Raw genomic sequence first — 20,660 nt, 5'->3', positions numbered from 1 at the left:
CAAAACGAATTCGATTTTCTCTCTTTCAGTCGCTAGGCGTTTTCTGGAGAAACACAATGAAGCAGCAGATTCTGGTTATCGGCGCAGGTTTTGGCGGTATGTGGTCGGCATTGAGTGCTACGCGGCTGGTCGACCTGCATGGTCGCAACGACGTTGAAATCAGCGTTCTCGCGCCGCAGGCCGAGCTGCGTGTGCGTCCGCGTTTTTATGAGCCGAACGCTCATCAACTGGCCGCACCGCTGCATGAACTGTTCGAAGCAGTCGGCGTTCACTTCATCAAGGGTGAGGCGCAGACCATCGATGTGGCGGAAAAAACCGTCGGTTACACCGATGCGTCGGGTCAGAAACAGACGTTCCACTACGACAAACTCGTTCTGGCCAGCGGCAGTGGCCTGGCGCAGTCGGCGACCCCGGGCGTTGCGCAATACGCATTTGATGTCGATCAGATTGAAGCGGCCATTCGTCTGGAAGCACACCTGAAATCCCTGAAAGACCTTCCCGACAGCCGTGCGCGCAACACGGTTGTCGTGGCGGGCGGTGGTTTCACCGGCATCGAAACGGCGACCGAGATGCCGGGGCGCCTGCGCGAGATTCTCGGCGAGCAGGCCGACATCAACGTGATCATCGTTGATCGCGGACAGAAGATCGGTGCTTCGATGGGCGAAGAGATCAGCCAGTCGATCGTCGCCGCCAGTGAGGAATTGGGCGTTGAATGGCGCTTGGGCGTGTCGGTGCAGGCCGTCGATGCCAACGGCGTGACGCTCTCGGATGGCCAACACATCGAAGCGAAAACCGTGGTCTGGACCACGGGCGTACGCGCCAGTTCGCTCACCGAACAGGTCCCGGCCGAGCGCGACAAGCAAGGTCGCCTGCACGTCGATGCGCACCTGAAAGTCATCGGTCAGGACGACATTTTTGCCACCGGCGACGTGGCTTACGCCGCCACCGACGACATCGGCAATTACGCGCTGATGACCTGCCAGCACGCGATTTCGCTGGGGCGTCACGCCGGCAACAACGTCGCGGCGCAGATTCTCGGTGTCGATCCGACGCCGTACAGCCAGCCGAAATACGTCACCTGCCTGGACCTTGGCGCCTGGGGCGCGGTGTACACCGAAGGCTGGGATCGTCAGGTGAAACTGGTCAAACAGGAAGGCAAAACCCTGAAGACTCAGATCAACACGCAATGGATCTACCCGCCTGCGGCTGATCGCGTCAGCGCACTGGCGGCGGCGGACCCGATGATTCCTGTGGCGTAATTCAGGCTGTGCAGAACAATCCCGCTCATTCAGCGGGATTTTTTTGTCTGCGCAACAGACTGTTACCAAGCTTCTTGACGCATGTTTTTCAAGTTTGTCGCTGCGCTAGAAGGGCGCGGCGCTGACCCGGCCTTGTGCAGATCAGCGGCTGCAATGAGAAGTGACAGTTGTGCGTGGGCGGCTTTTTTGAGTCGGCTAGGCTTCAGCACGCCAGCATTGGAAAGAGATGGGCGGGATGGATTGTTTCGATATCTGAAGGAGATGCGGATCATGGATGATCTGGTTAAAGAGGTGATTCCGCTATTGCAGTACTTGATTCCAGGGTTTCTATCGACCTGGATTTTTTACTCGCTCACAGCGTTCAGGCGACCGGATACATTTGGTCAGATTGTGCAGGCGTTGATTTTTACGTTTGTTATTCAAGGAACAGTGTCGGGGATCGGAGGAATATGTTTGTGGGTAGGGACCAAAGGCATCTCAGTTGGTCCGTGGAGTGCCAAGGCGGAAACACTGTGGGCTCTGGTTGTTTCAATCTCGCTCGGTCTGTTTTTCTGTCGCCTTGCCACCAGCGGCAAGTTGCACGGGTGGTTGCGTGGCAGAAATCTGACGAAACAATCTTCCTATCCCAGTGAGTGGTTCAGCACTTTCGCGCAGCATCATCGTCTGGTCACGCTGCATTTGACCGATGATAGGCGCCTTTTCGGCTGGCCCGCAGAGTGGCCTCCGGAGTCTGCCCAAGGTCAGTTTGTGATGCAAAACCCGAGGTGGTTGAAAAGTGATGGAACGGTGGCGTCTTTTGGCGCTGAGTATTTGGTGATAGATTCCGCGAGGGTCCAATGGGTTGAATTTAGCCCGCTATCAGAGGGTTCGACATGACTGCCAGAGCAACGCAACCAATGCCTCCCAACGTGGCGCGGCTTTTTGTCGGCCCGGACGGTAAGCCTTCACCAAGCCTGAAAGGCCCCAGCGCACCACCTCCAGCACCAAAGCGCTAACACGCCGGGCGCGCCGCTTTATAAGCGGCGCTTCATTGGCGCGGCAGTTATCCAGGATTAGTGGTCCGTTGTCGCACGCCCGCGGTCAAACCGTCTCCACCAGCCAATCGCGAAACGCCTTCAGCGAAGGCAGCGCTTCATTGCGCGGCGGATACACCAGGTAATAGCTGCGTCGGCTGGTGATCGGCTCGCCCAGTTGCAGCAACTCACCATTGAGTAATTCGTCCTCGACCAGAATGCGCGGCACCAGGCCCACGCCAATGTTGGCGCGCACGGCCTGAATCAAGTGCGAGGTCATTTCAAAGCTCGGGCCGATGCGCATGCTGCGATGCGGCAAGCCGTGATGGCTGAACCATTCGGCCCACGCCTGCGCATTGCTGCTGACATTGAGCAGCAGTTGCCCGGCAATCTGCTGCTCGGCGTCTTTGCGCTCGGCGGCCGACAATTGCGCACTGGCGATCACCACCAGTTCCTCGGTGTGCAGGGGCAGTGACGTCAGCCCCGGCCATTCACCGCCGCCGACGCAAATTGCCGCGTCGATTTCGCTGGTGTCGAAGTCGATGGCTTCGATGCGCGAATGCAGGTGTACGGTCATGCCCGGGTGCGCGGTGTAGAAATCCTTGAGGCGCGGCAGCAGCCACTTCGAACCAAAAGTCGGCAGCGTCGCCAAGCGCAAACTGTGAATGCCGGAACCGAACGCCATCGCTTGCAGGGTGGCACTGCGGATTTGCCCGAGTGCCTCAGCCAGTTCGCGCTGATACATGCGCCCGACATCGGTCAGCACGACTTTGCGCCCCTCGCGATTGAACAGGCGCATGCCAAGCATCTTCTCGAGAATCTGTACCTGCCGGCTGACCGCACTTTGCGTCAGCGACAGTTCGTGGGCGGCGCGGGTGTAGCTTTCATGGCGAGCGGCAGCCTCGAAGGCCAGCAACAACGACATGGAAGGGGTGAGCGTTCGCGGATTCATTCGGAAAAGTCATTAATAGCGGGTCGAATTTACGGTTGTCCCAGCGTGCTTCAACAATGAACATGGGCAACATGAGATGGCGGAGCCTGACGCAATCATTCGTTGCGTACAACTGTTCACCGCCACACGGCCTGATTTTGACCGAGATACCCTGACCGATGATTGCCCAGCTGTCGCCCGCTACCGCTCTGACTTCCGATTACCAGCAGTTCCTCAAAGCCCTGAAAACCAGCGGATTTCGTGGTGAGATCAGCGCTGATTACGCCAGTCGCGTGGTGCTGGCCACCGATAACTCGATCTATCAGCGTTTGCCGCAGGCAGCCGTGTTTCCGCTGGACGCCGACGATGTCGCGCGGGTGGCGCGACTGATCGCCGAACCGGCCTATCAGCAGGTGGTGATCACCCCGCGTGGCGGCGGCACCGGCACCAATGGCCAGTCGCTGACCGACGGCATCGTTGTCGATCTGTCGCGACACATGAATCGCATTCTCGAGATCAACGTCGAACAACGCTGGGTGCGCGTGCAGGCCGGGGTGGTCAAGGATCAGCTCAATGCCGCGCTGAAATCCGCCGGACTGTTCTTCGCCCCGGAGCTGTCGACTTCCAACCGCGCCACGGTCGGTGGGATGATCAACACCGACGCCAGCGGCCAGGGCAGTTGCACCTACGGCAAGACTCGCGACCACGTCCTCGAACTCGACATGATCCTGCGCGGTGGCGAACGTCTGCACGGTCAGCCGCTGGAAGAACGTGAACTGGAAACGTTGTGCGCCCGAGAGGATCGGGTCGGTGAAGTCTACCGCTGTGCGCGGCAGATCATTGATGAGCAGGGCGCGCTGATCAAAGCGCGCTTTCCCGATCTCAACCGTTGCCTGACCGGTTACGACCTGGCGCACCTGCGCGAGGCAGACAACCGCTTCAACCTCAACAGCGTGCTGTGTGGCGCTGAAGGCTCGCTCGGCTTTGTCGTTGAGGCGAAGTTGAATGTGCTGCCGATTCCCAAGCACACCATGCTGGTGAACATCCGCTACGCCGGCTTCATGGACGCGCTGCGCGATGCGCGAGCCTTGATGGCGCTCAAGCCGCTGTCGATCGAGACCGTGGACTCGAAGGTGTTGCTGCTGGCGATGCAGGACATCGTCTGGCACGGCGTTGCCGAATATTTTCCGGAAAACACCCAGCGACCGACGTTGGGTATCAACCTCGTCGAGTTCTGTGGCGATGATCCCGAAGAGCTGCAGCAGCGGGTCGAGGCGTTTGTCGGACACCTGAGCAGCGACCTGACCGTTGAACGTCTGGGGCACACGCTGGCGGTCGGTCATGCGGCGGTGAACAAGGTCTACGGCATGCGCAAACGCGCGGTCGGTCTGCTCGGCAACGTTGCCGGGGAAGCGCGGCCACAGCCATTTGTCGAAGACACGGCGGTGCCGCCGCAGCATCTGGCCGAATACATCGCCGAGTTGCGCGATCTGCTCGACAGCCACGGTTTGCAGTACGGCATGTTCGGCCACGTCGATGCCGGTGTGTTGCACGTACGGCCGATTCTCGACATGAAGGATCCGCAGCAAGCGGCACTGGTGCGTCCGGTATCGGATGGCGTCGCCGCGCTGACTCAGCGTTACGGTGGTCTGTTGTGGGGGGAGCACGGCAAAGGTCTGCGCTCGGAATATGCTCCGGCGTTTTTCGGTGAACTGTATCCGGCGCTGCAAGCGTTGAAAGCGGCGTTTGATCCGTTCAACCAGTTCAACCCCGGCAAGATCGCCACCCCGGCCAACACGGGCGCGGCATTGCTGAAGATCGACGAAGTGACCCTGCGTGGTGAACTCGATCGGCAGATCGACGAGAAAGTCTGGCAGGACTACGGCGCCGCCATGCACTGCAACGGCAACGGCGCCTGCTACAACTTCGATCCTGACGACGCGATGTGCCCATCGTGGAAAGCCACCCGCGAACGCGCGCAATCGCCCAAGGGCCGCGCCTCGTTGATCCGCGAATGGCTGCGCTTGCAGGGCGAGGCGGGCGTTGATGTGTTGTCCGATGCGATCCGCCGACCGGCGTTTTTCACCACGTTGTGGCAGCGCTGGCGCAACAGTCGCACGCAGTCTGAGGATTTCTCCCATGAGGTTTACGACGCCATGGCCGGCTGCCTGGCGTGCAAATCCTGCGCGGGGCAGTGCCCGGTGAAGGTCAATGTGCCGGAGTTTCGTTCGCGGTTTCTCGAGCTGTACCACACGCGTTATCTGCGTCCGGCGCGGGATTACCTGATCGCTTCGCTGGAGTACAGCATCCCGTACATGGCGCGGATTCCGGCGCTGTACAACGGTTTAATGGGCGCTTCGTTTGTCCGAAAACTGCTGGAGCGTCTTGGTGGCATGGTCGATGTGCCGCTGCTCAGCCGCTTTGATTTCCACGCAGCGATGCGCCGTTGGCAGGTGCAACCGGCGACGCTGGCGACCTTGTCTGCGCTGACCCAGGCGCAGCGCGAGCGCAGTGTTGTGCTGGTGCAGGACGCGTTTACCCGTTACTTCGAAGCACCGTTACTGGCGGATCTGGTCGAGCTGATTTCGCGTCTCGGTTATCAGGTGTATCTGGCGCCGTTCAGTGCTAACGGCAAACCGCTGCATGTGCAGGGCTTTCTGACGGCGTTCAATCGGGCGGCGTTGCGCAATGCGCGGCAACTGCGTGAGCTGGTCGATATCGGCGTGCCGCTGGTGGGGCTGGACCCGGCGATGACCCTGGTTTACCGCCAGGAGTACCTGAAAGTCCCGGGGATGGAGCAATGTCCGGAAGTCGCCCTAGTGCAGGAATGGCTACTCAAGGTGCTGCCGGCACAGACCACTCCGGCCCGTACCGAGAGCTTCCGCTTGCTGGCGCACTGCACGGAGAAAACCAACGCTCCGGCCGCGACTCGGCAGTGGGAGCAAGTGTTTGAACGCGCAGGCTTGAAACTGGCGACCCAGGCCACCGGTTGCTGCGGCATGTCCGGGACTTACGGCCACGAGGCGCGCAACCGTGAAACCTCGGCGGTGATCTATGAGCAATCGTGGGCGCGTCAGGTCGATGCGCCGGCGGAGCAGGGCGAGGCGCTGGCCACCGGTTATTCGTGCCGCAGTCAGGTCAAGCGCCAGTCGGATCGGGCGTTGCGCCATCCGTTGCAGGTGCTGCTTGAGGCTCAGCGTCGCTGAGGGGGTCATCGTCGGGGGCGCTGTCCCAGATCAGTCGCGGGTCGAAGCTCATTGCCGAGAGCATGGTGAACACCACCACCATGCCGAAAAACAGGATGCCCGGGCGTGGCTCGATATCGCCCAGCGCCTGGAACTTCACCAGCGCCGCGACCAGCGCGACGACCAATACGTCGAGCATCGACCAATAGCCGATCAGCTCGACGAAACGGTACAGCTTCGAGCGCTCCCGGCGCGCCCAGGCACTGTCGCGCTGCACGGTGATCAGCAGCAGCGACAACGCAACAAACTTGATCCCCGGCACCGCGATGCTGGCGATGAAAATGATCAGGGCGATGTCCCACGCGCCACCTTCCCAGAACTCCAGCACACCGCTCATGATCGTGCTGTCGGCGCCGTTGCCGAGCATCATGGTGTTCATCACTGGCAGCAGATTGGCCGGCACGTAGAACGCCAGCGCGGCAAACAGAAAGGCCCAGGTGCGCGCCAGCGAATTGGTCTTGCGCCGATGCAATGGCGCCTCGCAGCGCGGACATTCGTGGGGCTCATCGCTCATGTCACAGGCCAGTCCGCAGCTGTGGCACAGGCACAGATTGAGTTCGCTGGCAGTCGGTGGCCGTTTCATAGGATGTCCCAGAGATCACGGATATCGCGGCCGGCAATGCGGATCATCATCAGGCTCAGCACGGCCAGTGCGAACAGGCCGATGCCCGGCAGCACGTCAAGCAATCCAGCCAGTTTGAACACCGCCACCATCGCCCCGAGCAGACACACTTCGAGCATGCTCCACGGGCGCAAGGTTTCCAGCCAGCGCATGCACAACTTGAAGCCCGGCGCACGGCGGGAGGACAGCGCATAACTCAGCACCCAGGCCAACAGCACCAATTGAAACGCCGGGGCGATGATGATCGAAATGGCCGCGACCATCGCCATGAAGGTGATCGGCCCCTGACTCAGCGCCAGCACCGAATCCCACAGCGTTGCGCTGTTTTTCAGGCCTTTCATGCTGATGCTCATCACCGGATAGAAATTGGCGAACAGCCACAGTATTGCCGCCGTGAACGTCAGGGCCAGACGTTGCTCGACCGTCAGGCCATTGAAGCGCTGAAGTACAGCGCCGCAGCGCTGGCACAGGGTTTTCTGATGTTTGCCGAGCACGACTTTTTCGTACACGCAGTCGCAGTGCTCGCAGATGATCAGGTGTTCGTTTGAAGTCATGGGCAACGCTCGACGCCAGGGCACAAGACCTGATCACTATAGACCTCGCTCTCTGAAGGAGCTGATGAAGGTTGCGATCTTTTGAAACAAGATCAAAAGATCGCAACCTTCGGCTGCTCCTGCATGGGTTTTGGGTGCGCGGAAGGAGTCGGTGAAGGCTTTGGAGCGTGTTGGAACGTCGCATTTGTAGTGAAAGTGACAGACTGCCAAGTCAACGCTGTAGGCGTTGCCGAAGGCCGCGATCTTTTGATCTTGTTTTTCCGCACAACAAAGTCAATAAATTACCGCCTTGGATAACTCTTACAGTAAAGCGGATTTTGTTGATGGTAAGTATTGATGAAGACAATAAGAACGTCGTCACGGATATGAGTAGACTCTCGGCCGTAAACATGGAATCCCTATTCTGTTTACTCCTTTGGTTTTGGCCGCCTGTTATCAGGCGGCCTTTTTTTTCGCCCCGTTTTTAACGTTGTTATCAACTTGAGTCATATCGCAAAACGCAAACAGGCCGCCTGAGCGACCTGTTTAGTCCAACAATTCAATCAAGCCGTTTTAAGTTGCTCCATATGTTCGGCATACAGCGCCGCTTCTTCGGCCAGTGCCTTGCGCACCGAAGGGCGGGCGTCGACGCGGGCCTTCCACGCCATCAGGTTTTGCAGATGTTCGATCTGAGCGCCGGAGCGTTCGTGCCACCAGGTGGCGAAGACGTAGGCATCGGCCACGGTGAACTGTTCACCGGTCAGCCAGGTGCGCCCGTCGGCCAGGCTTGCGTCAAGTTGGGCATAGGCGCTGACGATCTTGTTGCGGGTCCACTGGGTGCCGTCTTCGGTCAGCAGTTTGCGCATCAGCGGGATGTGTTTCTGGGCGATTTCGGTAGCGACGAAGGTCAGCAACTGATCGACTTTGACCCGTTCCAGCGTGCCGCGCGCCGGGATCAGGCTCGACTCTGGATGCTGGTCGGCGAGGTAGGCGGTAATGACGATGGTTTCCGACAGGACATCGTTGAAGGTGTTGTCGAGCAGCAGGGCGGGCACGTATAGCAGCGGGTTCACCGCCGCGAAGTCATCGCCGCTGGAGGTAGTCCGGCCGAATACGTCGAAGTGCACCAGTTCCGGGGTCAGGCCCAGTTCGTTGGCGATGATCTGGACGGCTTGGGAGCAAGTCTGGTTGGCAATGTAGAGCTTCATGGCAATCACCTTTGGGAGAAAGTCGGGGGTCCTGAAGTGGACCGGCAAATCCAGTCTGCCCATGGTGGCTGAGGCGATAAATAGCGCAAAAGTTTATGCTCTGTAGCTTTTATGGAGACAATTAATCAGCGATGTCAATCGGTCCAACGACCCCGCTGTATCACGCATTCAGGCGTGATTGTCTCCTCTGGAGCTACTAAGAGTAGCGCCCCGTGTTGTTTATCCGACGGGGACGTCTCGGCCAACATTCGCTCAACGGCAAATGCCCACCGCAGAGACCACGGCGATGTTGACGAAACAGTTGATCAGCTCAGGCGCTTATCTGGAGAAATTCAGCGACGTTCCCCCGGAACTGTTGTGGACGCTGGAGCGGATAGGCCAATCGATGGAAGACACCCTGAATGCGCGCCCCGGCGAGGGCGACATCTGGGTCTTCGGTTACGGCTCGCTGATCTGGAACCCGATGCTCGAATTTGCCGAGCGCCAATTGGCCATCCTGCACGGTTGGCATCGCAGTTTCTGCCTGCGGATGATCGCCGGGCGCGCGACAGCGCAAACGCCGGGGCGGATGCTGGCCTTGCAGCGCGGCGGTGAGACCCACGGCGTGGCGTTCAAGATCACCCAGGCGGTGGCCCGCGACGAACTTATTTCACTGTGGATCCGCGAAATGCCCACCGGTGCCTACCGGCCGATCTGGACCGGCGTGCAACTGGCCGATGGTCGCGACGTGCTGGCGCTGGTGTTTGTTGCCGAGCCGGATCACCCGTTGTTCGAGGCGGATGCGCGGATCGAAACCATCGCCGGCAGTGTGGCACTTGCCGAAGGGCCGATGGGGACTAATGCAGATTATGTGCATCGACTGTGTTGCGCGCTCAGTGAGAGCGGGATTGTCGATGAATACATTGGCGCGTTATCGGCAGAACTCATGGATTGAAGTGACTCGGTAGTAAGAAGTTATGCAATGAACGTTTTATTGCAGGGATGCGTGCGTCTTGAAGTTGCAGTGGGTTAACAAGTTTTGAACATCATAAATAGTGTCAGGAGAAGTGAAATGGTCGCCAATCGTAAACGGCTTTTCGTCGCGCTAAGTGCGCTCTTAGTGGCCGGCGCGGCCGGCATGGTCGTCAACTACGGCGATCATTTCGAGCCGATAGCCAAAGCCCATGCCGACACCGCTCCAGCTGCCATGGCTGAGGTGGATGTTGCCACCGTAGTGTTCAAAACGATCAGTGAATGGCAAAGCTATTCCGGACGCCTGGAGGCGGTCGACAAGGTGGATATCCGGCCATTGGTGCCGGGCACCATAGTCGGCGTGTACTTCAAGGATGGCGCGCTGGTGAAGAAGGGCGATCTGCTGTTTACCCTCGATCAGCGTCCATATCTGGCGGAAGTCGATCGCGCCGCCGGACAATTGGCTGCCGCCGAATCCCGCGCCGGCTACACCGCCACTGATGCCAGTCGCGCGGCACGGCTGGTGGAACAGAACGCGATCGCCAAGCGTGATTTCGATGAGAAACAGAACGCTGCGCGCGAAGCCGTGGCCCAGGTGAAGGTGGCGAAGGCGGCGCTGGATGCCGCTCGGGTGAACCTGTCGTACACCGAGATCAAGGCACCGGTGGCCGGTCGGGTTTCCCGCGCAGAGCTGACGGTCGGCAACGTTGTATCGACCGGCGCAACGGCGCCGCTGCTGACCCGTCTGGTGTCTGTCTCGCCGATCTACGCCTCGTTCGATGTCGATGAGCAAACCTACCTGCGTTACCTCAATCAGGCGTCCGGCAGCCGCGCCCCCGTGTCCCTGGGGCTGGCCGATGAGGACGGCTATTCGCGTCAGGGCGCAGTGGATTCGATCGACAACCAGCTCGACACACAGTCCGGCACCATCCGCGTCCGCGCGCGTTTCGACAATGCCAACGGCGCGCTGCTGCCGGGCCTGTATGCGCGGATCAAGGTCGGTGGCGGCAAGCCGTTCGAGACCGTGCTGGTCGACGACTCGGCCATCGGCACCGATCAGGCGCGCAAGTTCGTGCTGGTGGTCGGCGCCCAGGATCGCGTCGAGTACCGCGAAGTGACGCTGGGCAACCTGCATGAAGGTCTGCGCATCGTCACGTCCGGCCTCAAGGCAGGAGACCGGGTGATCGTCAGCGGCGTACAGCGTGTACGCCCCAACGATGCCGTCCACGTCAATACCGTCGACATGGCCAGCGTCAATCGCGCTACCAAGCCTGCGGCTTAATTCGGGAATCGTCATGAACATCTCAAAATTCTTTATTGACCGGCCGATCTTCGCCGGCGTGCTGTCGGTGGTGATCGTGCTGGCCGGTTTGATCGCCCTGACCAAGCTGCCGACAGCCGAATACCCTGAAGTGGTACCACCCTCGGTGGTGGTGCGTGCCGAATACCCCGGCGCCAACCCGAAAGTCATAGCCGAAACCGTGGCTTCGCCGATTGAAGAACAGATCAATGGCGTCGAGGACATGCTTTACATGCAGTCGCTGGCCAACAGCGACGGCAAGATGACCACCACTGTGACGTTCAAGCTCGGCACCGATCCGGACAAGGCCCAGCAGTTCGTGCAGAACCGCGTGGCCCAGGCGCTGCCGCGCTTGCCGGAAGACGTGCAGCGCCTCGGTGTGACCACCATCAAGTCGTCGCCGACCCTGACCATGGGCGTGAGCATTCTTTCGCCGAATCAGCGTTATGACTTGACCTACTTGCGCAACTACGCGCTGATCAATGTCAAGGATCGCCTGGCGCGGATCCCGGGCGTCGGCGAAGTGGTGATGTGGGGCGCCGGCGATTATTCGATGCGCATCTGGCTCGATCCGCAGAAAGTCGCACACCTGAACATGACTGCGCTGGATGTGGTGAAAGCCATTCGCGAGCAGAACGTACAGGTCGCTGCCGGTATCGTCGGCGGTGCGCCGATGCTCACCGACGTGCCGATGCAACTGAGCGTCAACGCCCAGGGCCGGCTGAAAACCGAACAGGAATTTCGCGACATCATCCTCAAGACCAGCGCCGGCGCGGTGACGCATCTGTCGGACGTGGCACGGGTGGAAATGGCCGCCTCCGAATACACGCTGCGCGCCATGCTCGACAACAAACCTGCGGTGCAGATGATCATCTTCCAGCAGCCGGGCGCCAACTCGCTGCAGATCTCCGACGACGTGCGCAAGGTCATGGAGGAGATCAAACAGGATATGCCCGACGGTGTCGATTACGGCATCAAGTACGACCCGACCCAGTTTGTCCGCGACAGCATTCATGCGGTGATCCAGACCCTGCTCGAGGCCATCGCGCTGGTGGTGCTGGTGGTCATTGTGTTCCTGCAAACCTGGCGTGCGTCGCTGATCCCGTTGCTGGCGGTGCCGGTGTCGATCATTGGTACGTTCGCGCTGCTGCTGGGGTTCGGCTACACCATCAATGCCTTGTCGCTGTTCGGCATGGTGCTGGCCATTGGCATCGTGGTCGACGACGCGATCGTGGTGGTGGAGAACGTCGAGCGTAATATCGCTGCCGGTCTGTCGCCCCGCGATGCGACCTACAAAGCCATGCAGGAAGTCAGCGGGCCGATCATCGCAATCGCGCTGACGCTGGTGGCGGTGTTTGTGCCACTGGCCTTCATGTCCGGCCTCACCGGGCAGTTCTACCAGCAGTTCGCGATGACGATTGCGATCTCGACGGTGATTTCCGCGTTCAACTCGCTGACCCTGTCGCCGGCACTCGCGGCCATCCTGCTCAAGGGGCATGACGAGCCGAAAGATCGTCTGACGCGGATCATGGACACGCTGCTCGGCGGTTTCTTCAAGGTCTTCAATCGCGTGTTCAACCGTGGTTCGGACAATTACGGCAAAGGCGTGCGCCATGTGGTCAACCGCAAACTGGTGATGCTGGTGATCTACGGCGTGCTGCTCGGCGCAGCGGTGTGGATGGGCAAGATTGTGCCCGGCGGTTTTGTGCCGGGTCAGGACAAGGATTACGTGGTAGCAATCGCGCAACTGCCGAGCGGCGCGACCCTGGACCGTACCGAGAAAGTCGTGCGCGACATGGGCGATATCGCCCTGGCAATTCCGGGAGTGAAGAACCTGCCGCAGTTCCCGGGCTTGTCGGTCAGCCTGGCCAACTCGCCGAGCAGCGCCCTGGTGTTCCCGGTGCTGGAACCCTCGAAATACCGCAGCAAGGAGCAATCTGCCTCGGCAATCGTTGCCCAGTTGAATGCTAAATACGCCGGTATCAAGGACGCCGCGATTGCCGTGTTCCCGCCACCGCCAGTGGCGGGTCTGGGCACCGTCGGCGGCTTCAAACTGATGATCGAGGACCGTGGCGCGCTGGGTTACGAGGCGCTGAACAAGGCGACCCAGGACTTCCTCGCCGCAGCCACCAAGGCCCCGGAACTCGGCCCGGCGTTCTCGACCTTCCAGATCAACATGCCGCAACTCAATGTCGAGCTGGACCGGGTCAAGGCCAAGCAACTGGGTGTGTCGGTGACGGATGTGTTCGACACCCTGCAGATCTATCTGGGCTCGATGTACGTCAACGACTTCAACGCCTTCGGCCGCGTGTATCAGGTACGGGCTCAGGCCGATGCTCCGTTTCGTGCCACCGCCGAAAACATCGGCGTGCTGAAGACCCGCAACGACAAAGGCGAGATGGTGCCGCTGTCGTCGCTGATCAGAGTTACCACCACTTACGGCCCGGAAATGGTCGTGCGTTACAACGGCTTCACCGCTGCCGACATCAACGGTGGGCCGGCGCCAGGTTACTCGTCCGGTCAGGCGCAGGCAGCGGTCGACCGGATTGCCAAAGAGGTGTTCCCGCGCGGCATCAAGTACGAGTGGACCGACCTGACCTATCAGCAAGTGCTGACCGGTGATTCGGCGATGTGGGTGTTCCCGATCAGCGTGCTGCTGGTGTTCCTGGTGCTGGCGGCGCTGTACGAAAGCCTGACCTTGCCGCTGGCGATCATCCTGATCGTGCCGATGAGCATTCTCTCGGCGCTGGCCGGGGTGTGGCTGACCCATGGCGACAACAACATCTTCACCCAGATCGGCTTGATGGTGCTGGTGGGGCTGTCGGCGAAGAACGCGATCCTGATCGTCGAATTCGCCCGTGAACTGGAGATGCAGGGCCGCACCGTGGTGCAAGCCGCGATCGAGGCCAGTCGTCTGCGTCTGCGGCCGATTCTGATGACCTCCATCGCTTTCATCATGGGCGTGGTGCCGCTGGTGTTCTCCACCGGCGCCGGTGCCGAAATGCGCCAGGCCATGGGCATCGCGGTGTTCTTCGGCATGCTTGGCGTGACGCTATTCGGTCTGATGCTGACGCCGGTGTTCTACGTGCTGCTGCGCAAGCTTTCCGGTATCGAGCATCTGGTCGACAAGCACGGTAAGCATCCGCACCTGGGCGCCGACGCAACGGCCCACGATCACAGCGTTTTCACTCACGACGTTTCCACCACCCAGTCTTCGCAGCGCACGCCGCAAGCGGCGTACGAGAAGTAAGGAGAACGACATGAAAGTATTTGCCTTGAATCGTTTGCTGGTGGGCAGTGTCTGGCTCGCCGCTGTAATGGCCACCGCCGGTTGCTCGCTGGCGCCGACCTACCTCAAACCCAATGTGTCGATGCCACCGGCCTACAAGGAAGAGAAGACCCAGGAGCCGCGCACTGCGTTGTCCGCCGCCGAAGCGGGCTCGTGGAAAACTGCGCAGCCATCGGAGGAGATCGCTCGCGGTGAATGGTGGACGGTGTTCGGCGATCAGCAGTTGAACGACCTGCAGCAACAGGCCCGCGATGCCAACCAGAACCTGCTGGCGGCAGCGGCGCGTCTGAAAGAGGCGCGGGCATTGAATCAGGCGGAACGCTCACAACTGTTCCCGACGGTGGACGCCGGTTTCGGTCCGACCCGGCAACGGGTCTCGCCGGCCTCGCAATATGAATCCGACAGCGGCAAAGGTGCCAGCCAGACCTTGTGGCGCGCGCAGGCGGGAGTGTCTTACGAGGTCGACATGTTCGGCCGGGTGGCGTCGACGGTGGAGGCCGCCGACGCGGAAACCCAACGCAGCGAGGCGCTGTATCGTTCGGTGTTGTTGGCGTTACAGGCAGACCTGGCGCAGAACTACTTCACCTTGCGTCAACTCGATGCCGAAAACGAGGTTTACACCTCGACCGTGCAGTTGCGTGAGCAAGCGCTGAAACTGGTGCAGCAGCGGTATTCGATGGGCGACATCAGCGAGCTGGACGTGGCCCGGGCCGAGGCCGAACTGGCGACGTCGCGTTCCGATGCGATGACTGTGCAGCGTCTGCGCGCTGTGTCCGAGCACAGCCTGGCAGTGTTGTTGGGCAAGAGTCCGGCGGAGTTTTCCCTGGCGGCGAATCCGCTCACTCCAGTGACGCTGCGCATTCCTGCCGGGCTGCCGTCGTCGCTGCTGGAGCGGCGGCCGGACATCGCTGCGGCCGAGCGCGAAATGGCGGCAGCCAACGCGCGGATCGGCGTGGCGAAAGCGGCATTCTTTCCGTCGCTGACATTGACCGGCTCGGCCGGGTTCGAGTCGGGTTCGCTGAGCAATCTGTTCCGCTGGAGCAGCCGCACCTTCCTGCTCGGACCGCTGGCCGGCACCGCGCTGAACCTGCCGATCTTCGATGGTGGTCTGCGCAAGGGCAATCTGGCCAAGGCCAGCGCCGAGTATGAAGAGGACGTGGCCAATTATCGGCAGCAGGTGCTGGTGGCGTTCCGCGAAGTGGAAGACAACCTCTCCGACCTGCGGGTGCTGGAGGGGCAGACACAGACCCAGGCGCAAGCCGTGGACGCATCGACGCGTGCGGCAAAACTGGCACGGGCTCAGTACACCGAAGGTGATGTGATTTATCTGTCGGTGATCGACGCCGAACGTACGGCGCTGCAATCGCGTCGGGCTGCCGTGCAACTACAGGGCGCGCAGGCGGTGGCGACGGTCAATCTGATCCGCGCCCTGGGTGGTGGCTGGGGCAATGTCGGGGAGAAATCGATATGAAAACCGGTGCCGTCAATGTGATCGAAGTGCTGGCAGTCAGCGGCCAGTCGCAAGACTTGCGCGAGCCGATTGACCGGCTGCTGCAGACTTTGGGTGAGGTGCCGGGGTGTTTGTCCTATCAGGCGGTGCGCAGCCCGGCGGATGCCGACTTGTGGATCATCACTGGCTACTGGGAATCGGCGGCGGCGATGCAGGCACATTTCGCGCATCCGGCATTGAATGATCTGGAACGGCTGCTCGATTGTCGCGCGGTCAATCGCGTTGCGGCGAGCAGTTTCACCGCGAGTCATGTGTGAGGGGCGATGGCGATCAACGAGGAGAGTTTTCGTGGCGTCGATCTGAATCTGCTGGTGACGTTTGCGGTGCTGTTTCGTGAGCGCAATGTGTCGCGCACGGCTGCGTTGCTCAAGGTCGGGCAGCCCGCCGTGAGTGGCTCGCTGGCGCGGCTGCGGGCGCGGTTTGCCGATCCGTTGTTTGTACGCACGGGCCGGGGCGTACGCCCGACGGCCCGGGCCATTGAAGTCGCGGCGACGCTGTTACCGGCGATGCACACCATCGAATGCCTGATCACCCGTGGGAGCGGGCTTGCTCGCGAATGCGCTGTGTCAGGCGACGATGGTGTCAACTGACCCGGCCTCTTCGCGAGCAGGGCCGCACAGTGAATAGTTGTGAGGCTAGCGCAAGCGATCGGCGAGGTAATTGAGCACGGCGCGGGTTTTCGCCGGCATGCGATTGCCGAGGGGGATCAGCGCGTGCACCGGAGGGCCGGGAGAATCCACCGCCGGCAACACCGGCACCAGGCGCCCGCAATCGACATAGGGCTGGGCGACTTTGTTGAACAGCTGCGAAATGCCGAGGCCGACCACCGTCGCGTCGATCATTGCCTGACCGTCGGAAAGCACCAGCACCGGCGGCGGTGCCAGTTCGCGAAAGTGTTCGTTTTCGGTCAGCGACCACGGTCGCAGTTTGCCGCTGAAGCCACGGAAGATCACCGCATCGTGGTGCACCAGATCCGCTGCCGTCTCGATAGGTGCATGCCGGGCCAGATACTCCGGCGACGCGTACAGGCTCAACGTGGTGTTGCACAGCTTGCGCACGGTCATTTCGCTGTCCTGGGGCAGGGCGCCGGCACGCACGACGATGTCCCAGCCTTCGCCGACGGCATCGGACATGCGATCGGTCATCGACAGCTCAAGCGTGACCTGGGGGTAGCGGTGACGCAGCTCGGAAATGGTCGGCAGAAACAACTGGCGAAAGCCTGAAGGGATGTCCAGCCGCACGCGGCCGATCGGTTCCTCCTTGCGCGCTGCCAGCGCCTGGGCGGCGTCGCGCAAGCCATCGAGTGCGGCCTGCGCGGCCACCAGATAAGTCTCGCCGTCTTCTGTCAGGCGCACCGCGCGGGTGGTGCGTTGAAACAGCTTGGTACCCAAGCGTGATTCCAGGCGCTGAACGGCTTTGCCGACGTTGGATTTGCTGGTCGCCAGGTTCTCCGCTGCGCGGGTGAAGCTGCCGGTCTGGGCGACACCGACAAACGCGGCGATGTCGGGAAATGAAGTATCGGCACGTTCCATGATTGTCTCCCCTTGAGCGACTAAGCGTCTCGATTGGCGGAGTTTATCAATAGGTCGGCGTCATCAACAATGGCCTTTCAACGGCGGATCCGTGCACGGATCCGCCGGTTTTACACGTTGCATTCAAGCAGCGATTTTTTCTTCTGACACAGGATTTACTCATGACATCTGTCGCTCAACAGCGGGGCGAGCGCGACAAGCTGCTGATCCTCGCGGCCATCTGCCTGTCGGCACTGGTTCTTCCGTTAAGTTTTACCGGCGGCGCGGTGGCAACGCCCGCCATCGGCCGTGACCTGGGCGGCAGTCCTGTCGCCCTGACGTGGATCACCAACGCGTTCATGTTGTCGTTCGGCAGCCTGCTGATGGCAGCAGGGGCATTGGCTGACGTCTATGGTCGCAAGCGCCTGTTCACTTTCGGCATGCTGCTGTTCACCGCAGCCTCGCTTGCGCAAAGCCTGGCGCCGTCGGTGTTCTGGCTCGACGTGCTGCGCGCCGTTCAGGGTGTGGCGGGGGCTGCGGCGCTGGCCAGCGGTTCGGCGGCGTTGGCCCAGGAGTTCGAAGGCCATGCCAGAACCCGTGCGTACAGCATGCTGGGCACCACGTTCGGTATCGGCCTGGCGTTCGGCCCGTTGGTCGCCGGGGCATTGATCGAAGCATTCAACTGGCGAGCGATTTTCGTTTTCACCGCGTTGATCGGTGTGATCGCCATGGTCTTCGGTCTGCCACGCATGCGCGAAACCCGTGACCCGGACGCCACGGGGCTGGATTGGCCGGGCACCATCACCTTCAGCGCGATGCTGGCGCTGTTCACGTTCGGCGTGATCCAGGCCCCGGAAAGTGGATGGCGCAGCCCGCTGGTGGTCGGTCTGCTCGGTGCATCGGCATTGTTGCTGGCGCTGTTCGTGATGATCGAAATGCGCGTCAAACGGCCGATGCTCGACCTTACCCTGTTCCGTTTTCCGCGCTTCATCGGCGTGCAAATGCTGCCGATCGGCACCTGCTACTGCTACATCGTGCTGGTGGTGATGCTGCCGCTGCGCTTTATCGGGGTTGAGGGCTTGAGTGAAATCGACGCCGGTCTGCTGTTGCTCGCGCTGTCCGCACCGATGCTGGTGGTGCCGATGCTGGCGGCATCGATGACCCGGTTTGTCTCGGCAGGCATCCTGTCGGGGATCGGTTTTCTGATTGCCGCGCTGGGGCTGCACTGGCTGAGCCTGTACAACGTTGGCGAACCGAAATTCGCTCTGGTCATTCCGATGGTGTTGATCGGGGTTGGCGCCGGTCTGCCGTGGGGCTTGATGGATGGCTTGTCGGTCAGTGTGGTGCCGAAAGAGCGTGCGGGGATGGCGGCAGGAATTTTCAACACAGTGCGCGTGGCGGGAGAGGGGATTGCACTGGCAAGTGTCGCGGCGATTCTGGCTTCGCTGCTGCATACCGACCTGTCGAGCGCAGTGGCAGGCAGTGTCGATACGGCGCTGATTGCCGAGACTGCACACCGAGTCACCACGGGCGACATGGCCCATGCGATCAACGCGATTCCGGGGCTGGCCAACGAACGTCTGGTGGAAGGTTATGCCTCGGCGTTTCAGTACCTGCTGCACATCCTGACAGTGATCACCCTCGCTTCGGCGGCGGTGGTGCTGGGGCTGTTGAGCAGGGATCGGCCGGTTGCAGACCCGCAGCAAGCCACGGCATAAAACCCTCCCTCGGCCAATGGGAAGGGAACATCCTGTAGGAGCTGCGGCACGCTGCGATCTTTTGACTTTAAAAACAAGATCAAAAGATCGCAGCGTGCCGCAGCTCCTACGGGTTTATGTGTTCGGGTTATTTGCGATCCAGCCACACGGTTTGCGCGTTGCAGAACTCGCGTACGCCGAAGTGCGACAGCTCGCGGCCAAAACCGCTTTTCTTCACGCCACCAAAGGTCACGCGCGGGTCGCTGGCGGAGTAGCCGTTGATGAACACGCCGCCGGTTTCCAGCTCGCTGGTCAATTGCTGGGCGAGTTGCACATTGGCGGTGTAGATCGTCGCGGTCAGACCGAAATCACTGTCGTTGGCCAGAGCGATGGCATGTGCGCAATCGCGGGCGGTGATGATCGAGGCAACCGGGCCGAACAGTTCCTGTTTGAACGAGGTCATGCGATCGGTAACGTCGGCCAGCACCGTCGGCTCGTAGTAGTTGCCGGCGCCTTCAGCCTTGCCGCCACCCAGCAACAGCGTTGCACCTTCTTCGAGGGTGTCGCGCACTTGCTGATCGAGTTCGTCACGCAGATCGAAACGCGCCATCGGCCCGATGTAAGTGTCGGCGGCCATTGGATCGCCGACCTTCAGCTTGCGCGTGGCTTCTACGAATTTACGGGTAAATTCCTCGACCACACCTTCTTCGATGATCAGGCGTTTGGCTGCCGCACAGACCTGACCGGAGTTCTGGTAGCGACCGATTACGGCGGCCTGAACGGCTTCGTCGAGGTCAGCGTCATTCAACACGATGAACGGATCGGAACCTCCCAACTCAAGCACGCATTTTTTCAGTGCCGCGCCGGCCTGTGCGCCGATGGCCATGCCGGCACGCACGCTGCCGGTCAGGGTCACAGCGGCGATGCGCGGGTCGGCGATGGCGCTGGAGACGCCGTCCGGGGTGACGTTGATCACTTCAAATACGCCTGGGGCAAACCCGGCGCGGGTAAACGCATCGCGCAGCAGATAGGCGCTGCCCATCACGTTCGGCGCATGCTTGAGCACGTAGGTGTTGCCGGCGATCAGCGCTGGCACCGCACCGCGCAGCACCTGCCAGATCGGGAAGTTCCACGGCATCACCGCGAGGATCGGGCCGAGCGGACGGTATTCGATACGCGCCTTGCCACCTTCGATTTGCGTTGGCTCGGCGTCGAGCATGGCCGGGCCGTGTTCGGCGTACCACTCGCAGAGCTTGGCGCATTTTTCGATTTCGCCACGGGCCTGGGCGATGGGTTTGCCCATTTCCAGGGTGATCATGGTGGCCATGGCTTCAGCGGTTTCACGCAAAGCACCGGCCAGCGCAGTAAGGGCGCGGGAGCGGTCTTGCAGCGGCTTGCGTTTCCATTTGCCAAAGCCGTAGGCGGCGCGGGTCAGGGCCGCGTCGAGGGCTTCGGCGGATTCAAAGGCGTAGGCGCCGATCTGCTCGCCGGTGGTCGGGTTGATCGAAATGGCGTGGGTCTGGCTGGAAATCTGGCTCATGGCGTCGTCCTGCGTGTTCAGTGGATGGGCCTAGAGTAGGGTGGCGTTTGT

The 20,660-nt window shown here is 61.0% G+C and carries 16 protein-coding genes; 10 read left to right on the top strand and 6 right to left on the bottom strand.

Translation table 11 applies throughout. The annotated features are described in order from the left end of the window. Positions 1-56 precede the first annotated feature (56 nt). Positions 57-1,259, top strand: coding sequence for an NAD(P)/FAD-dependent oxidoreductase (locus tag JFT86_RS24910; protein ID WP_201238861.1), 1,203 nt, complete (start codon positions 57-59; stop codon positions 1,257-1,259). Positions 1,260-1,529: 270 nt separating this feature from the next. Further along, the gene (locus tag JFT86_RS24905) at positions 1,530-2,135 is read left to right on the top strand and encodes a DUF6338 family protein (RefSeq protein WP_201233714.1); all 606 of its coding nucleotides are present in this window, start codon (positions 1,530-1,532) and stop codon (positions 2,133-2,135) included. Between the two features lie 204 nt (positions 2,136-2,339). Here the strand turns inward: JFT86_RS24905 and JFT86_RS24900 are convergent, their stop codons facing one another. Next, complete coding sequence (locus JFT86_RS24900; protein WP_201233713.1) at positions 2,340-3,224, bottom strand: LysR substrate-binding domain-containing protein; 885 nt, start codon at positions 3,222-3,224, stop codon at positions 2,340-2,342. A 158-nt stretch (positions 3,225-3,382) separates the two neighbouring features. On the opposite strand from JFT86_RS24900, the gene JFT86_RS24895 reads away from it, so the two are divergent. Next, a complete protein-coding gene (locus tag JFT86_RS24895) occupies positions 3,383-6,409 on the top strand; it encodes an FAD-binding and (Fe-S)-binding domain-containing protein (RefSeq protein ID WP_201238860.1) in 3,027 nt (1,008 codons plus the stop codon). Here the strand turns inward: JFT86_RS24895 and JFT86_RS24890 are convergent. The 3 genes from JFT86_RS24890 to JFT86_RS24880 all read right to left on the bottom strand — a co-directional run bounded on the left by JFT86_RS24890 (position 6,342) and on the right by JFT86_RS24880 (position 8,811). Beyond that, positions 6,342-7,031, bottom strand: a complete 690-nt coding sequence (locus tag JFT86_RS24890; RefSeq protein ID WP_201238859.1) for a paraquat-inducible protein A — start codon at positions 7,029-7,031, stop codon at positions 6,342-6,344. The genes JFT86_RS24895 and JFT86_RS24890 overlap by 68 nt on opposite strands. Then, complete coding sequence (locus JFT86_RS24885; RefSeq protein WP_201238858.1) at positions 7,028-7,624, bottom strand: paraquat-inducible protein A; 597 nt, start codon at positions 7,622-7,624, stop codon at positions 7,028-7,030. The genes JFT86_RS24890 and JFT86_RS24885 overlap by 4 nt, the downstream gene beginning before the upstream one ends. Before the next feature lie 542 nt (positions 7,625-8,166). Further along, positions 8,167-8,811, bottom strand: coding sequence for a glutathione binding-like protein (locus tag JFT86_RS24880; RefSeq protein WP_201233710.1), 645 nt, complete (start codon positions 8,809-8,811; stop codon positions 8,167-8,169). A 286-nt stretch (positions 8,812-9,097) separates the two neighbouring features. Between JFT86_RS24880 and JFT86_RS24875 the strand changes: the two genes are divergently transcribed. The 6 genes from JFT86_RS24875 (at position 9,098) to JFT86_RS24850 (ending at position 16,451) form a co-directional block, all read left to right on the top strand. Next, a complete protein-coding gene (locus JFT86_RS24875) occupies positions 9,098-9,745 on the top strand; it encodes a gamma-glutamylcyclotransferase (protein WP_201233709.1) in 648 nt (215 codons plus the stop codon). Between the two features lie 117 nt (positions 9,746-9,862). Then, on the top strand, positions 9,863-11,044 hold the full coding sequence (locus JFT86_RS24870) for an efflux RND transporter periplasmic adaptor subunit (RefSeq protein ID WP_201233708.1): 1,182 nt from the start codon (positions 9,863-9,865) through the stop codon (positions 11,042-11,044). A 13-nt stretch (positions 11,045-11,057) separates the two neighbouring features. Continuing rightward, entirely contained in the window at positions 11,058-14,312 is a 3,255-nt protein-coding gene (locus JFT86_RS24865) for a multidrug efflux RND transporter permease subunit (RefSeq protein ID WP_201233707.1), read from the top strand. A 10-nt stretch (positions 14,313-14,322) separates the two neighbouring features. After that, positions 14,323-15,822 carry an efflux transporter outer membrane subunit gene (locus JFT86_RS24860; protein ID WP_201233706.1) on the top strand — a complete coding sequence of 500 codons (1,500 nt, stop codon included), beginning with the start codon at positions 14,323-14,325 and terminating at the stop codon, positions 15,820-15,822. Then, entirely contained in the window at positions 15,819-16,118 is a 300-nt protein-coding gene (locus tag JFT86_RS24855) for an antibiotic biosynthesis monooxygenase family protein (RefSeq protein ID WP_201233705.1), read from the top strand. The genes JFT86_RS24860 and JFT86_RS24855 overlap by 4 nt, the downstream gene beginning before the upstream one ends. 6 nt (positions 16,119-16,124) lie before the next feature. Next, entirely contained in the window at positions 16,125-16,451 is a 327-nt protein-coding gene (locus tag JFT86_RS24850; RefSeq protein ID WP_201233704.1) for a LysR family transcriptional regulator, read from the top strand. A gap of 45 nt (positions 16,452-16,496) precedes the next feature. On the opposite strand, the gene JFT86_RS24845 is transcribed toward JFT86_RS24850, so the two are convergent. After that, positions 16,497-17,393, bottom strand: a complete 897-nt coding sequence (locus tag JFT86_RS24845) for a LysR family transcriptional regulator (protein WP_201233703.1) — start codon at positions 17,391-17,393, stop codon at positions 16,497-16,499. Positions 17,394-17,554: 161 nt separating this feature from the next. Between JFT86_RS24845 and JFT86_RS24840 the strand changes: the two genes are divergently transcribed. Next, positions 17,555-19,090 (top strand): MFS transporter, encoded by a 1,536-nt coding sequence (locus JFT86_RS24840; protein WP_201233702.1) that lies wholly within the window; start codon positions 17,555-17,557, stop codon positions 19,088-19,090. Between the two features lie 127 nt (positions 19,091-19,217). On the opposite strand, the gene JFT86_RS24835 is transcribed toward JFT86_RS24840, so the two are convergent. Continuing rightward, positions 19,218-20,609, bottom strand: coding sequence for an aldehyde dehydrogenase family protein (locus JFT86_RS24835; RefSeq protein WP_201238857.1), 1,392 nt, complete (start codon positions 20,607-20,609; stop codon positions 19,218-19,220). Between the last annotated feature and the right edge of the window lie 51 nt (positions 20,610-20,660).

It is taken from the genome of Pseudomonas sp. TH06 (assembly GCF_016651305.1).
Lineage (GTDB): Bacteria > Pseudomonadota > Gammaproteobacteria > Pseudomonadales > Pseudomonadaceae > Aquipseudomonas.
The sequence above is the reverse complement of the archived record's forward strand: the minus strand, read 5'-3'. Positions and strand labels throughout refer to the sequence as shown.

Bases quoted from the DNA above. Each gene is read 5' to 3' on its own strand.
- JFT86_RS24910 (WP_201238861.1), top strand. From the start codon at position 57: ATGAAGCAGCAGATTCTGGTTATCGGCGCAGGTTTTGGCGGTATGTGG.
- JFT86_RS24905 (WP_201233714.1), top strand. From the start codon at position 1,530: ATGGATGATCTGGTTAAAGAGGTGATTCCGCTATTGCAGTACTTGATT.
- JFT86_RS24900 (WP_201233713.1), bottom strand. From the start codon at position 3,224: ATGAATCCGCGAACGCTCACCCCTTCCATGTCGTTGTTGCTGGCCTTC.
- JFT86_RS24895 (WP_201238860.1), top strand. From the start codon at position 3,383: ATGATTGCCCAGCTGTCGCCCGCTACCGCTCTGACTTCCGATTACCAG.
- JFT86_RS24890 (WP_201238859.1), bottom strand. From the start codon at position 7,031: ATGAAACGGCCACCGACTGCCAGCGAACTCAATCTGTGCCTGTGCCAC.
- JFT86_RS24885 (WP_201238858.1), bottom strand. From the start codon at position 7,624: ATGACTTCAAACGAACACCTGATCATCTGCGAGCACTGCGACTGCGTG.
- JFT86_RS24880 (WP_201233710.1), bottom strand. From the start codon at position 8,811: ATGAAGCTCTACATTGCCAACCAGACTTGCTCCCAAGCCGTCCAGATC.
- JFT86_RS24875 (WP_201233709.1), top strand. From the start codon at position 9,098: ATGTTGACGAAACAGTTGATCAGCTCAGGCGCTTATCTGGAGAAATTC.
- JFT86_RS24870 (WP_201233708.1), top strand. From the start codon at position 9,863: ATGGTCGCCAATCGTAAACGGCTTTTCGTCGCGCTAAGTGCGCTCTTA.
- JFT86_RS24865 (WP_201233707.1), top strand. From the start codon at position 11,058: ATGAACATCTCAAAATTCTTTATTGACCGGCCGATCTTCGCCGGCGTG.
- JFT86_RS24860 (WP_201233706.1), top strand. From the start codon at position 14,323: ATGAAAGTATTTGCCTTGAATCGTTTGCTGGTGGGCAGTGTCTGGCTC.
- JFT86_RS24855 (WP_201233705.1), top strand. From the start codon at position 15,819: ATGAAAACCGGTGCCGTCAATGTGATCGAAGTGCTGGCAGTCAGCGGC.
- JFT86_RS24850 (WP_201233704.1), top strand. From the start codon at position 16,125: ATGGCGATCAACGAGGAGAGTTTTCGTGGCGTCGATCTGAATCTGCTG.
- JFT86_RS24845 (WP_201233703.1), bottom strand. From the start codon at position 17,393: ATGGAACGTGCCGATACTTCATTTCCCGACATCGCCGCGTTTGTCGGT.
- JFT86_RS24840 (WP_201233702.1), top strand. From the start codon at position 17,555: ATGACATCTGTCGCTCAACAGCGGGGCGAGCGCGACAAGCTGCTGATC.
- JFT86_RS24835 (WP_201238857.1), bottom strand. From the start codon at position 20,609: ATGAGCCAGATTTCCAGCCAGACCCACGCCATTTCGATCAACCCGACC.